The organism is Arthrobacter sp. ok909 (assembly GCF_900104405.1).
Lineage (GTDB): Bacteria > Actinomycetota > Actinomycetes > Actinomycetales > Micrococcaceae > Arthrobacter > Arthrobacter humicola.
On sequence record NZ_FNJS01000002.1, the window covers coordinates 124,869 to 138,825 of the forward strand.

Consider the following 13,957-nt stretch of genomic DNA (forward strand, 5'->3'; position numbering starts at 1 on the left):
CGTGGCATCAGCCTGCGGGACAGCTGCGGCGGCGTTGTCACCGGGGCTTGTGTCGTTCGGTGCGGCGCTGGTGACCGTTGTGCCCTCGCCGGCGGCCTGTCCGCTGGCGCCAGGCCTGGGCGCGTCCGGGGTGCCGGCATCAGGCCGGGAGTCTGTTCCTGCGTTGGTGAGAGGCTGCACGGCCGAGCCGGGGGCAGCGGCGTCCGCCTCGCGGGGGATAGGCGTGACGTGCACGGCGGCCTTGGCACCGACGCCCGGACCAGGCGCCGAAGCACTGGGAGCGGGAGAGGCGTCCGGGGCGGGTACCGGCTCCAAAGGAAGCATCGTGACCTTGCCGACGGCAGGCGCCGTTCCTGCGGCCGGCGCGGCCGGAGCCGCTGACGCCGTCGTGGGCGCACCGGCACTGACGTCGCCTCGTTCCGCGCCCGTTTCGGGTGCCTCGACCGGCCGCGGCAGCGGTTCCACACTGATGGGCTGGCCGCCGTATTCTGCGACGTCGTCGGCCAGCGCGGCGAGCATGGACTCGGCTTCGTCGATCATGTCCTGGTTGCCGGCCGCCATGCCCTTGACGAGGTACTGGGCCAAAGCGAATTCGGCCGACAACGCCGCACGCCGCAGCAGGTGGGCATCGGGTACGTCGCGCCGGCTGGAGGTGTAGTGATCCAGGACGGCGTTCACAAAGTCCTGTTCGTTCGAGGCGACCAGCCAGGCCATATCGTCAGCCGGGTCGCCGATGCGCAGGTCGGTCCAGCCCGTAACGGCGGTCACGCGGTGGCCGTCCACGAGCAGATTGTCCTCGTGGAGGTCGCCGTGAACAACACAGGGATTGAAGCGCCAGAGGGAGACGTCTTCCATGGCGTGTTCCCAGCGCCGCAGCAGCAGTGGGGGGATCTTTCCGGTGGTGGCGGCCTGATCGAGTTCGTTGAGGCGCCGTTGGCGGAATTCGTTGGGCGTGTAGCTCGGCAGATCGGCATTGCTCACGATCGACCGCGGAAGGTCATGGATTGCAGCCAGTGCCGCCCCGATTTCCCGTGCGAGGGCGGGGGAGCCGCTGCTGAGGTCGTCAAGGGAGCGGGTGGCGCCGGCGAGGTGGGAGTACACGAACGTGCTGAGCTGGCCCTGCCGGACTGTTCCCGCCACCGTGGGCATGAGGAACGGCAGCTCGGCCCGGATACCGGGGGCGAAGGCCCGCAGCACCAGGAATTCGGTTTCCAGCCGGGCGCTGGCCTCGGCGTGCCGGGGGGAACGGACGCGCCAACGCTTGCCCTCCGAGTCCAGCAGGAGGGCCGCGTCAAAGTCTGCCGGATCGTCGGGCGCAGAGCTGACGGCGGTCGGGGTCAGGCCGGGTACCGCCGCAGTCGCTACAGCTGCCAGCTCGATTGGTTTCCTTCTCACCCTCCCACGGTAGATTGAGCGGCGCCCAAGACAGCGATGCCCTCCGGCGAGTCTTGAGATCGGTGCAAAAACAGGGAGAAAACAGGGACAAAACAGGGCCAGCACCGGGGCAAACGGCATATCCGGGGCGCCCCCGGGGAGTGCCCGGTCGCGTGGGTGGCAAATGTCAATTGTCGGCCCGAGTCAGTACGGTGGGTACATGAGTCTTGCGGAGTCACCAACCCCGTCACCAACCCCGTCCCAGAAGTCAGGGAATACGCCCACTGAACCCGCGGCACCCGAAGGTGCGGCACCCCCGGTGCAGCTTCTGCCGGCAAACCACCTGATGGATACGGTCCTTCCGGTGCGCCCGGCCCTGATCGACCGCGGGTCCGCGGCCCGGCTGAAACCCGGAATGCTCGCGGAGGTGCTCGGCACGGGGTCGGCGCGGGCCATGGTGCTCTCCGGCCGCCAGGCCTTGGTCAGCGACCACAGCCTCGTACTGCTCAGCGCGGCCGAACTCGCCGAACATCTGGCCAACACCCCGTATGCCCCGGAACACGTCATCTACCTCGGCTCGGCCCTGGCAGGGTCGGACCTTGAGGCCGGCACGGAGCTGGTCCTGTTTGTGCTGCCGGCCCAGTTCGAAGTGCGGGCCGAGGAATTCGAAACCCACATTAGCGGAATCCCCGCCGATGCTCAGTGGGCCGGCTTCCGCGAGGTCGCCGCACGTTTGAACCCCACGGACACGGCACTGTTCATCGAAGCCAGCGCCATCGCCAACTGGCATGCCACCCACACTCATTGCCCGCGGTGCGGCACGCCCACGCAGGCGGAAGCCGGCGGCTGGGTCCGCCGCTGTCCGGCCGACAACTCAGAGCACTATCCCCGGACGGATCCGGCGATCATCGTGACCGTGGTGGGGTCCGACGGGAGGCTTCTGCTTGGCGGCGGCGGTCCCCTCGACGCCAAGAACTATTCCACCCTCGCCGGCTTCGTCGAACCGGGGGAGTCGCTCGAACAGGCCGTGCTGCGCGAGATCGGCGAGGAAGTCGGGGTCCGCGTCACCGCCTCCCAATACCTCGGGTCGCAGTCCTGGCCGTTCCCCGCTTCCCTGATGCTCGGCTTCACGGCCACGACGTCGGACACCGAAGCCCGGCCCGACGGCGTCGAGGTCACCCGGGCGCGCTGGTTCAGCCGCAGCGAACTGCAGGAAGCCGTCCTAAGCGGCGAGATCGTCATTTCCAGCAGGCTCTCCATCGCCCGGTCCCTCATTGAACACTGGTACGGAGGCGTCATCCAGGACGCCGCAGACAGCGCCTGACACGGCCTGCCCCCATCCGCAGGACACCGACTACCGACTGAGCAGCAAAAGTGACCACAGAGAAATTGAACTTCAGCACCCTCCTTGGCGGCGAGACCACCGGATCCGGCGGCACTGTATCCGACGGATCCACGTCCGACGCCCTGCCCGCAGCGGACACGCGCTCGCTCGAGGAACGGATCCTCGGCGGCCTCGACGCCGAACAGCGCGAGGTCGCCAGCACCCTGCAGGGACCCATGTGCGTGCTGGCCGGCGCCGGGACTGGCAAGACCCGCGCCATCACGCACCGGATCGCCTACGGCGTGCACTCGGGCGTGTACAGCCCGCAGCGGCTCCTGGCCGTCACCTTTACCGCCCGGGCGGCCGCCGAGATGCGCAGCCGGCTCCGTGACCTGGGCGTCGGCAACGTCCAGGCCCGCACCTTCCACGCCGCGGCACTGCGCCAGTTGCAGTTTTTCTGGCCGCAGGCGGTCGGCGGAACGCTGCCCAACCTGCTGGACCACAAGGCGCAGATGATCGCCGAGGCCGCGCGGCGGCTCCGGCTTAGCACGGACCGCGCCTCCATCCGCGACCTCGCCTCCGAAATCGAGTGGGCCAAGGTCTCCATGCTCACCCCGGCGAACTACCTGGAAAACGCCCAAGGTCGCGGCACTCCGGGCGGCTTCGACCTGACCGCTGTGGCGAGAGTCTTCCAGTCCTACGAGGACGTCAAGACCGACCGCAACGTCATCGACTTCGAGGACGTGCTGCTGATCACCGTCGGCATTCTTCAGGAGGACCCCAAGGTGGCGGCGACCGTCCGGGAACAGTACCGGCACTTCGTCGTCGACGAATACCAGGACGTCTCGCCGCTGCAGCAGCGGCTCCTGGAGCTGTGGCTTGGCGGCCGCGACGACCTCTGCGTCGTGGGCGACGCCAGCCAGACCATCTACTCCTTCACCGGTGCCTCGCCGAAGCACCTGCTCGGCTTCAAGGCGATGTATCCCGAGGCTCACGTCGTCAAGCTGATCCGGGACTACCGCTCCACTCCGCAGGTGGTCAAGCTCGCCAACGACCTCCTTGCGGGCCGGCGCAGCGGCGGCCCTCTGGCGGACGCCGCATGGGCGACGCCGCTGCAGCTCGTGGCCCAGCGGCCCGCCGGCCCGGTTCCGCAGTTTACCGAGTGCTCCGACGACGAGGCCGAGGCCGCCACGGTCGCCGCCCGGATCCGCGAACTCCTCGACGCCGGCACACCGGCCAGCCAGGTCGCCGTCCTCTTCCGCACCAACGGACAGTCCGAAGCCTACGAGCAGGCGCTGGCCGCGGCAGGAATCGGCTACCAGCTGCGCGGCGGTGAACGGTTCTTCGCCCGGAAAGAAGTCCGCGACGCCATCCTGCAGCTCCGGGCCGCCACCCGGGCCGCTGCCGAAACCGCCACTCCCGAGCCGCTCGGGCAGCTGGTCCGCGACATCGTGGCCTCCCTTGGCTACACCGACGCGGCGCCCCACAGCGGCGGCGCCCTCCGGGAACGCTGGGAATCGCTGGCCGCCCTCGTGGCGCTGGCCGACGAACTCGTCATCAGCCGCGGGGAGCAGTTCAGCCTCTCCGACTTCGTCAACGAGCTCCAGGAACGGTCTCTGGCCCAGCACGCACCGACCGTCCAGGGCGTCACCCTGGCATCGCTGCACGCCGCCAAAGGCCTGGAATGGGACGCTGTGTTCCTGGTCGGACTCAGCGAGGGGCTCATGCCGATCTCCTTCGCGGACACTCCGGAAGCGGTGGATGAAGAACGCAGGCTTTTGTACGTGGGCATCACCCGCGCCCGGGAACATTTGTCGCTGTCCTGGTCCACCGCCCGGACACCGGGCGGGCGGGCCAACCGCAAGCCCTCACGCTTCCTGGACGGCCTGCGACCCGACTCGGTGGCCAGTTCGCACCTCCGCGGCAAGGGCGCCGCGCCGCGCCGGAAAGCCGCCGTCCCGGCGTCGTGCCGGGTCTGCGGAAGCATGCTCTCCAGCGGCGCGGAACGCAAGGTGGGGCGTTGCAACCAGTGCCCGCCCACCTACGAGGAACAGACGTTTGACGCGCTGAGGCAATGGCGGAAGGACGTGGCCCTGGAAGCCGACGTCCCGGCGTTTGTCGTGTTCACCGACGCCACCTTGACCGCCATCGCCGAGGCCCGCCCCGAATCCCTGGAACAGTTGGCCAAACTCGCCGGCGTGGGCCCGTCCAAGCTGGAAAAGTATGGCGAGGCCGTCCTGACGGTCCTGGCGGAAAATACAGGGCACTGATGGCCGGCCCCACTACACCGCTGACCACCGCCGACGGCGCCCCGGTGGTCGTCCGCCGGTCCGCCCGCCGCCGCCGGACTGTTGCCGCTTTCTGGGAAGACGGCACCGCGGTAGTCGCCATCCCCGCCTCGTTCTCCAGGGCCCAGGAACGGGAATGGGTCCACCGGATGCTCGAGAAGCTTCGGCTCCAAGGAGCTCGCGGCGCGGCCGGTGCCGGCCGGCGGCGCCCCCGCAGCGATGCCGATCTTGCCGCCCACGCCGCCGAACTTTCCGCGAAGTACCTGGGCGGGAGGGCGGTGCCGTCCTCCGTCCGCTGGGTCACCAACCAGAACTCGCGCTGGGGTTCGGCGACCCCGTCGGAAGGAACCATCCGGCTCTCGGCCAAACTTCAGCCCATGCCCCAGTGGGTGATCGACTATGTGCTGCTCCACGAACTCGCCCACCTGCTGGTGGCCGGCCACGACGCCGCCTTCTGGCGGCTGCTCACGGCGTACCCCGAGACGGAGCGCGCCAAGGCATTCCTCGAGGGCGTCTCGTTCGCGACGTCACGGGGCCTGGCGCCCGGCGGGGGATACGACGAAGCCCCGGACGGAACCGAAGTCCCGGCCGGGGCCAACTAGCTACGCTTTGGGGCTGCCGCCCGCTTCCGGCCCGCCGTCGCCGCTCTGGTCTTCCTCAGTGGCTGCCGGCGGTTCCTGACCGGAACCGGCGGACTCCTCAGGTGCGCTGGAGGCAGAGGCGTCGGAAGCGGCGGAACCAGTGTCAGCGGGCTCGTCGAAGCCTCCGTCCAGCAGCTTCTGCAGGGCGTCATCGACCTCGCTGTCGCTGGCTTCGGCAAGCTTGCGGCGTTCGCTGAAGCCCTGCGGATCATCCAAGTCCTCCGCTGTGGGCAGCAGATCAGGGTGCTGCCAGACGGCGTCGCGGCCCTCGATCCCGCGTTCGGCCTTGAGCGAAGCCCAGAGCGTGGCGGCCTCGCGGAGCCGTCGCGGCCGCAGCTCAAGCCCCACGAGGGAGGAGAACGCGTGCTCCGCGGGGCCTCCGGTGGCCCGGCGCCGCCGGACGGTCTCGCGCAGTGCGGCGGCGGAGGGCAGCAGCTTCTCGGTGGCGCCCCACGTGAGTTCGTCCACCCAGCCCTCCACCAGGGCGAGGGCCGTCTCCAGCTTCTCGAGGGCCTGTTCCTGGGCGGGTGTGCGCTGCGGCATGAAGACACCCTGGGAGAGCGCCTCCTGGATGCCTTCCGGGTTGCTGGGGTCGATGTCCCGTGCCAGTTCCTCGATCTTGGACGTGTCGATGTGGATCCCGCGGGCGTAGGCCTCGATCGCGCTGAGGAGATGTCCGCGCAGCCACGGGACCTGCACGAACAGCCGGGCGTGGGCTGCCTCGCGCACTGCCAAGAACAGGCGGATGTCGTTCTCGGGCAGGCTGAGGCCCTCACCGAATTTCGCCACATTGGCCGGCAGAAGCGCCATTTCGAGATCGGCCAGGGGAACGCCGATGTCCGTCGAGCTGACAACCTCGGCCGAGAGGGCACCGATCGCCTGACCCAGCTGCATGCCGAAGATCGCCCCGCCCATGTTCTGGATCATCGAGGAGGCGCCACCCATCATGGATTTCATTTCCTCGGGCATCTGCTCGGTCATGGCAGCGGAAAGTGCGTTGGCAATGCTGTTGGCGACGGGCTCGGTCAGCCGCTTCCACGTTCCAAGGGTTTCCTCGACCCATTCGGCACGAGACCAGGCCCGGCCGATCAGTCCCGTGGCGGGAAGCCCCGTGACCTGGTCGAGCCAGAGCTCGGCGAGCCGCAGGGCCTCGTCGACTTCGCGCGACTGCTGGGACGTGACCGAGGGATCCGATCCGCTGGCGGCCACGCGCCGGGCGTTCTCATGCGCCAGCTGCCAATTGACGGGCCCCTCTGACGGAGCGCTCATCATCGCTTGCACCTGCGAGAACATTTGGGCCAGGAGGTTCGGGTCGTCCGGCAGGCCTGCTGCCTTGGCGAGTTCAGCGGGGTCGATGTTGCCCATGCCCTGGCCGCCCATCAGGTTCTTGAGCATTTCTGCCAGGGGATCCTTGGGTTCCTCGTCGCCATTGGACGGATTGAGTGGGTTGGAGGTCATGATCCCGCCGATCGTCGGTGTGGCTGTTTCTCAACTTCACGGTACCCCCCTGCAAGAGCGGCTGTCTGCCGAAACCGCGCCACGTTCGCTGTAGGCAAAGAGCCATCCTGGCCGCCCAACGCGTAGTCTTGGAAGTTGGAATATTTGCACGCGGCAGCCTCGGGTTAGGCTGTGGCCCAGGTGCGGGCTCAAGGCGTCCTGTCAGGATGCCTTGGCAGGCTTGTCCTGACAGGGTTGTCCTGTCAGGAATCCTGTCAGGGGCCGCCGCCCCCGCGCCGGCACGGAGAGGTCGTTCAATGACAATCACCCAGGGTGAGCAGCCCGCCAGCGACCCCGCGGCCGGGCCGGTCCGGGGCCGAAGGATGCGCCTTCCGGGCACCGGCGCCCCGCGGACGCGCGGCAACCGCTCGTCAGCCATGCTCGTCTCGGGGGTGCTGACCCTGGCGCTCGGCATCACCGCGGTGATCCTGCCGGTGCCCTACGTGGTCGAGTCTCCCGGGCCCACGTTCAACACCATCGGCGAGGACAACGGCAAGCCGGTCATCAGCGTCACCGGCCACGAGACCTTTCCCGCCAAGGGCAACCTGGATCTCACCACGGTCTATGTCGACGGCGGCCCCAACGGACCGGTCAGCGTCTTCGAGGCGTTTTCCGCGTGGCTCAACGGCACCAAGGCCGTCTACCCCCAGGAACTGCTGTTCCCGACCGGGGTGACGAAGGAACAATCCCAGCAGGAGAGCGCCACGGCGATGACCACCTCCCAGGAGAACGCCGTCGCCGCGGCACTGAAAGAACTCAACATCCCGTTCGAGCAGAAAATGCAGGTCGCCGGGCTCCCGGACGACTCCGCCTCGAAGGGGGTGCTGCAGTCGGGCGACGTTTTGGTCTCGATCAATGACAAGCCCATCACGTCCCTCGGCGTCGTCCAGGCAGAACTGGCCGCAGGCAACGGTAAGTCCGTCAAGGTCATCGTGGACCGTGCCGGCAGCCAAGTGCCCGCCACCATTACTCCAGCCAAGAACAGTGCCGGCCGCTACATCCTCGGCGTCATACTGCAGTACAAGTTCACCTTCCCCTTTGACGTCAAGATCTCCCTCGACAAGGTCGGCGGCCCCAGCGCCGGCATGATGTTCGCTCTCGGCATCATTGACACTGTCACCCCCGGGGATCTGACCGGAGGCAAGCACATCGCGGGCACGGGAACCATTTCCCCCGACGGCGCCGTGGGGCCCATCGGCGGGATCGCCCAGAAAATGCAGGGAGCACGGTCCGGCGGGGCCACGCTGTTCCTGGCGCCGGCTTCCAACTGCGAGGACGTGGTGGGCCACATTCCCGGCGGGCTTCAAGTCGTCAAGGTGGAGAACCTCACGGACGCACGCAAAGCAGTTGAACTGGCCGCTTCAGGCGGCGACACATCCGGCCTCCCCGTGTGCACCAGCAACTAGACTGGCCGCGGAACTAAGCACCCGCGTCACTCGTGGCACTAATGACGGCCGCTGCCGTCCGTCGGGGACCCTGCTGTAGGGCACTGACGGAACGGCGGGGGAGGCCGTTAGAATGCATCAACCCTGCAATACGGCACTTTGTCGCAGGACTGAATCACAGCAGCGACGAATAACTAAAAACCCGCAGTAGACGACCAGCTATGAGGTACCGAGTTTGTCCCGTCCCGCCAGCACTGTCCCGCCCGGAAGACCCCAGACACGACGCGGCGCCCTGACGCCAACGCTGATCATCGTGGCCCTGATCGTGGTCGGATTCATCTTCTTCGCCAATGTCTGGACGGATGTCCTCTGGTACCAGCAGCTGGGCTTCTTCGAAGTGTTCCTGACCGAAAACGTGTCCAAGATCGTGATTTTCCTGACCGGGTTCGCCGTCATGTTTGCCGCCGTCTTCTTCGCCATCCGCATTGCCTACCACGCGCGGCCGGTCTATGCCCCCGATTCGGAAATCCGGGACAACCTGAACCGCTACCAGGTCCAGCTCGAACCCATCCGGCGCGTGGTGATGGTGGGTATTCCCATCCTCTTTGGCCTTTTCGCCGGTAGCGCCGCCGCCAGCCAATGGCAAAAAGTCCTCCTATTCCTGAACCAGGAGCCGTTCGGCCAGAACGATCCGCAGTTCAACCTGGACATCAGCTTCTACCTCATGACTCTTCCCTTCCTCGGCTTCGTCACCGGGTTTCTGATCAGCGTCACGGTGGTCGCGGGACTCGCCGGCATCCTGACCCACTACCTCTACGGCAGCATCCGGATCATGGAACGCGGGATTTTCACCAGCCGCGCCGCACAGATCCACCTGGCAGTCACGGGCGCCGCCTTCCTCCTGCTGCTGGGCGTCAACTTTTGGCTGGACCGCTATTCCACGGTGCAGAACAACGGCGGCCGCTGGGCCGGTGCGCTGTACACGGACGTGAACGCCGTCATTCCGACCAAGTCCATCCTGGCTGTGGCCGCGGGCCTTGTGGCCGTGCTGTTCATCGTCGCCGCAGTGATCGGCAAGTGGCGGCTTCCGGTGATCGGCACCGCCATGCTGGTCATCACGGCCATCCTTGCCGGCGGTGTCTACCCGTGGGTCATCCAGCAGTTCCAGGTCCGGCCCTCGGAGCAGACACTGGAGAACGAATACATCAAGCGGAACATCGCCATGACCCGTGCCGCCTACGGCCTGGATAAGGTCCAGGAAAGTCGGTACAACGCCACCACCAACGCCACCACCGGTGCACTGGCCCCCGATGCGCAGACCACCGCCAACATCCGCCTGCTGGATCCGAACCTGATCTCGGATGCGTTCTCGCAACTTGAGCAGTACCGGCCCTACTACCAGTTCCCCAAGGCCCTGAACGTGGACCGCTACCAGATCGACGGCAAGACCCAGGACACGGTCATCGCGGTCCGTGAGCTCAACCCGGATGGACTCGCCACCAACCAGCAGTCCTGGCTGAACCGGCACGTGGTCTACACGCACGGCTATGGCGTCGTCGCGGCCAAGGGCAACACGTTCACCGTGGACGGCAAGCCGGACTTCCTGCAGGCGGGCATCCCGTCCACCGGTGTGCTCGGCAACGACACGACCTACCAGCCCCGCATCTACTTCGGCGAGAACTCGCCAGACTACTCGATCGTCGGCGCGCCGGAGGGCGCACCCCACCGTGAGCAGGACCGCCCCGCGGCCAAGGAAGGCGACGGCGAAACGCAGTACACCTTCACCGGCAACGGCGGCCCGAACGTCGGCAGCTTCTTCAACAAGATCCTTTATTCGATCAAGTTCCAGTCCTCGGACATGCTGCTCTCCGACGGCGTTAACGCCGACTCGCAGATCCTCTACGACCGCAACCCGCGGGACCGCGTGGAGAAGGTTGCGCCGTACCTGACGGTGGACGGCAACGCCTACCCCGCCGTCGTCGACGGCCGGGTGAAGTGGATCGTGGACGGGTACACCACCAGCCCGTACTTCCCTTACTCCCAGCAGGAGCAGCTGTCCGCCGCCACGGCCGACTCCCAGACCGCCGCGAACCGGACGGTAGCCCTGCCGAACAGCTCGGTGAACTACATCCGCAACTCGGTCAAGGCCACCGTGGATGCCTATGACGGCTCCGTCACGCTCTACGCGTGGGACGACCAGGACCCCGTACTGAAGGCCTGGCAGAAGGTGTTTCCGACGTCCCTGAAGCCGTATTCGGAGATGTCCGGTGCGCTCATGAGCCACGTGCGGTACCCGGAGGACCTGTTCAAGGTCCAGCGCGAACTTCTTGGCCGCTACCACGTGACCAACCCGGACGCCTTCTACACCAACAATGACGCGTGGTCCGTCCCGAACGACCCCACCGTCCAGGACGAGGTCAAACAGCCGCCGTACTACATGTCGCTGAAGATGCCCGACCAGGACAAGCCGGCGTTCCAGCTGACCTCGTCGTTCATCCCGCAGGTGGTCAACGGCAATGCCCGCAACGTGCTGTACGGCTATCTGGCCGCAGACTCCGACGCAGGCAGCCAGAAGGGCGTCAAGGCGGCCAGCTACGGCCAGCTCAGACTCCTGCAGATCCCGCCGGAAACCCAGGTCCCCGGCCCCGGCCAGGCGCAGAACAAGTTCAACTCCGACCCCACCGTTTCGCAGGCCCTCAACTTGCTGCGCCAGGGTGCGTCGGCGGTGCTCAACGGCAACCTCCTGACCCTGCCGGTCGGTGGCGGCATGGTGTACGTCCAGCCCGTATATCTGCGGTCCACGGGTGAAACCTCCTACCCGACACTGCAACGGGTCCTCGTGGCGTTCGGCGACAAGATCGGCTTCGCGCCGACGCTGAACGAGGCACTGAACCAGCTGTTCGGCGGAAACTCCGGGGCGGCGGCAGGGGACTCGGCGAACAAGGGACAAGCCCCGGCCGCCCCCGGAGGCACCACGCCGGCTCCCGGAACCACGGATGCCAAAGCGGAGCTGAAGGCCGCCCTCGATGACGCCAACGCTGCCATCAAGGCGGGCCAGGACGCCCTCGCGAAGGGTGACTTCGCCGCATACGGTGACCAGCAGAAGAAGCTCGCGGCCGCTCTGCAGAAGGCGCTCGAAGCCGAAGCGAAGCTGGAAGTGACGCCGACACCGGCACCGGCAGGCGTCGCGTCACCCACGCCGTCGGCCACCCCGTCAGCAACAGCCGGCGGCTAACGCTGCAGTAGGACCGGGCGCACGTTGCCCGGAAGGCCATACAGGCCGGGACTGCCTTTCACGGAGAGGCAGTCCCGGCCTGTGGGCTTTCAGGGCGGCTCACGCGGGCGGCGAGATGCACATCACGTCACCTCGATTTGGCCTCAAGTTCACCGGCAGGTAGAGTTGATAGTGCGACGCGGGGTGGAGCAGTTCGGTAGCTCGCTGGGCTCATAACCCAGAGGTCACAGGTTCAAATCCTGTCCCCGCAACTGGAGAAGAGGTCCGGAACACTGGAAACAGTGTTCCGGACCTTTTGTTTTAAGCTCCGGGGCGCTGTGTTCTGTCCCTCGGGCGCTAATCCCTCACCCCGCCCTGGTTCACGGCCACGTTCCGTGACTGTGCCGGATCAGCCCCGCGCAGGGGCCCGCGGGGGCAGGTGGTCATGGCGCCTCCGAAAGTACGGTAGTGTTGATCAAGCGACGCGGGGTGGAGCAGTTCGGTAGCTCGCTGGGCTCATAACCCAGAGGTCACAGGTTCAAATCCTGTCCCCGCAACCAGTAAGCACCAGCGGTGCACAGGAAAGGCCCGGATCGTCAGATCCGGGCCTTTCCCGTTGCCTGCCTGTCCCGTCGCCTGACCTGTTGTCCGGCGGTTGCGCCGGGCCTCAGCCGTCCTTGAGCCGCTGGTAGGTCGCCAGTGCCCTGGCCCGGGTTTCGGCAAGGTCCACGATGGGTGGCGGATAGCCGGGGGCGGCGCCGTCGGCCTTCCAGGGTTCGTGCACCGCCTTGTCGTCCAGGCCGGCAAGCTCCGGGACGAACTGACGCAGGTAGCGGCCGGCCGCGTCGAACTTCTTGCTCTGGGTGACCGGGTTGAAGATGCGGAAGTAGGGCGAGGCGTCGGCGCCTGACCCGGCCACCCACTGCCAGTTCGCCGGGTTGCTCGCGGAATCGGCGTCCACCAGAGTGTCCCAGAACCACGCTTCGCCCAGCCGCCAGTCGGCCAGGAGGTTCTTCACCAGGAAGGACGCCGCCGCCATCCGCACGCGGTTGTGCATCCAGCCGGTGTGCCAGAGCTGGCGCATGCCGGCGTCGACCAGCGGATAACCGGTGCCGCCCTGCTGCCAGGCCGCCAGCTCGGCTCCCGAGGGCGGCTGCCACTCGAAGCGGTCGAACTCGGGCCGGTAATTCCGGGTCGCCAGGTCCGGGTTCTCGTAGAGCAGCTGCCAGCAGAATTCCCGCCAGCCGAGTTCGGAGCGGAAGATCCCGACGTCGGCCGGTGCGCCCGGCGCAAAGTGTTCGCGCAGTGTGTGCCAGATCCGGAACGGGCTGATTTCGCCAAAGCGCAGGTGCGGGGACAGCCGGCTGGTGCCTTCGACGCCGGGGGTGTCGCGGCCGGTGCCGTATTCGGCTGCGGGCCCGTCCACGAAATCCGCCAGGCGGCTGTGGGCGCCTGCTTCTCCCGGTGTCCAGGTGGCGGCCAGGCCGGCGCTCCAGTCGGGTTGCCGGGGGAGCAGGCCCCAGCCGTCCAGCGGCTCGCTTGCAGGCAGCCGCCCGTCGCCGGTGCGTGCCGGGGCCGGCAGACGGCCCGGGGCCGTCAAGGGCATGCGGGGTTCGGCGCCGGCCACACAGGCCCTCCAGAACGGCGTGAAGACCCTGTAGGGCCCCCCGCTGCCGGTCCGCACGGTCCACGGTTCGAACATGAGGTTGGCCTGGAAGCTTGTGGCGCCGATGCCCTCCGCCGTGGCCCAGGTCTTCAGGCCTGCATCGACACTGCGTTCGGGCGCACCGTAGCGGCGGTTCCACAGCAAGGTGTCTGCAGAGGTTTCCGCGGCGACGTCCTGGATGATCTGCGCGGCAGGTCCGCGGCGGAGCACCAGCCGCGAACCCGCGGCCTCCAAATCGGCGGCGAGTGCGGCCAGGGAGTGATGGAGCCACCATTTCACGGCTCCGCCCAGCGGCCGGACGCCGGGCGATTCCTCGTCGAGGACATAGACAACGGTCAGGGGTGTGCCCAGGGCGGCGGCCTCCGTCAGCGCAGGATTGTCATCCAGCCGGAGGTCGTCACGGAGCCAGACAAGGGTCGCAGACATGGGTCCACGCTACACGCGGGAGCCACAGGCCCGGCACAACAGGCCCGGCACAACAAGGGCCGGATCCCGGCGGCAGAACCTGGTATGTCAGGCTGGGCCGCCGGAGTCCGGCCCCTGGCTCGTTCTTGGGCGCCGACACCGG

Annotated in this window: 7 protein-coding genes, 2 tRNA genes and 1 pseudogene; 7 read left to right on the forward strand and 3 right to left on the reverse strand. The window is 67.5% G+C overall.

Features of this window, described 5'->3' with window-relative positions; all coding sequences use genetic code 11:
- Positions 1-285 precede the first annotated feature (285 nt).
- A pseudogene (locus BLR03_RS02800) lies at positions 286-1,395 on the reverse strand (macrolide 2'-phosphotransferase); the annotation flags it as partial.
- A 325-nt stretch (positions 1,396-1,720) separates the two neighbouring features.
- Here BLR03_RS02800 and nudC point away from each other — a divergent pair.
- From nudC to BLR03_RS02815, 3 genes are all read left to right on the forward strand, one after another.
- Positions 1,721-2,698, forward strand: coding sequence for an NAD(+) diphosphatase (gene nudC, locus BLR03_RS02805; RefSeq protein WP_254788134.1), 978 nt, complete (start codon positions 1,721-1,723; stop codon positions 2,696-2,698).
- Between the two features lie 143 nt (positions 2,699-2,841).
- On the forward strand, positions 2,842-4,968 hold the full coding sequence (locus BLR03_RS02810) for an ATP-dependent DNA helicase UvrD2 (RefSeq protein ID WP_091249422.1): 2,127 nt from the start codon (positions 2,842-2,844) through the stop codon (positions 4,966-4,968).
- Entirely contained in the window at positions 4,968-5,588 is a 621-nt protein-coding gene (locus BLR03_RS02815) for a M48 metallopeptidase family protein (RefSeq protein WP_091249120.1), read from the forward strand. Before BLR03_RS02810 ends, BLR03_RS02815 begins: the two co-directional genes overlap by 1 nt.
- Here the strand turns inward: BLR03_RS02815 and BLR03_RS02820 are convergent, their stop codons facing one another.
- Entirely contained in the window at positions 5,589-7,085 is a 1,497-nt protein-coding gene (locus BLR03_RS02820; protein ID WP_091249122.1) for a zinc-dependent metalloprotease, read from the reverse strand.
- A 296-nt stretch (positions 7,086-7,381) separates the two neighbouring features.
- Between BLR03_RS02820 and BLR03_RS02825 the strand changes: the two genes are divergently transcribed.
- The 4 genes from BLR03_RS02825 to BLR03_RS02840 all read left to right on the forward strand — a co-directional run bounded on the left by BLR03_RS02825 (position 7,382) and on the right by BLR03_RS02840 (position 12,283).
- On the forward strand, positions 7,382-8,530 hold the full coding sequence (locus tag BLR03_RS02825; RefSeq protein WP_091249124.1) for a YlbL family protein: 1,149 nt from the start codon (positions 7,382-7,384) through the stop codon (positions 8,528-8,530).
- A 214-nt stretch (positions 8,531-8,744) separates the two neighbouring features.
- Positions 8,745-11,744, forward strand: coding sequence for a UPF0182 family membrane protein (locus BLR03_RS02830; RefSeq protein ID WP_091249127.1), 3,000 nt, complete (start codon positions 8,745-8,747; stop codon positions 11,742-11,744).
- A 177-nt stretch (positions 11,745-11,921) separates the two neighbouring features.
- Positions 11,922-11,995: transfer RNA gene (locus BLR03_RS02835), tRNA-Met, on the forward strand.
- A 211-nt stretch (positions 11,996-12,206) separates the two neighbouring features.
- Positions 12,207-12,283, forward strand: a tRNA-Met gene (locus BLR03_RS02840).
- A gap of 107 nt (positions 12,284-12,390) precedes the next feature.
- Here the strand turns inward: BLR03_RS02840 and BLR03_RS02845 are convergent.
- Positions 12,391-13,815: a cryptochrome/photolyase family protein gene (locus BLR03_RS02845; protein ID WP_091249130.1), complete on the reverse strand. Its 1,425-nt coding sequence runs from the start codon at positions 13,813-13,815 to the stop codon at positions 12,391-12,393.
- Between the last annotated feature and the right edge of the window lie 142 nt (positions 13,816-13,957).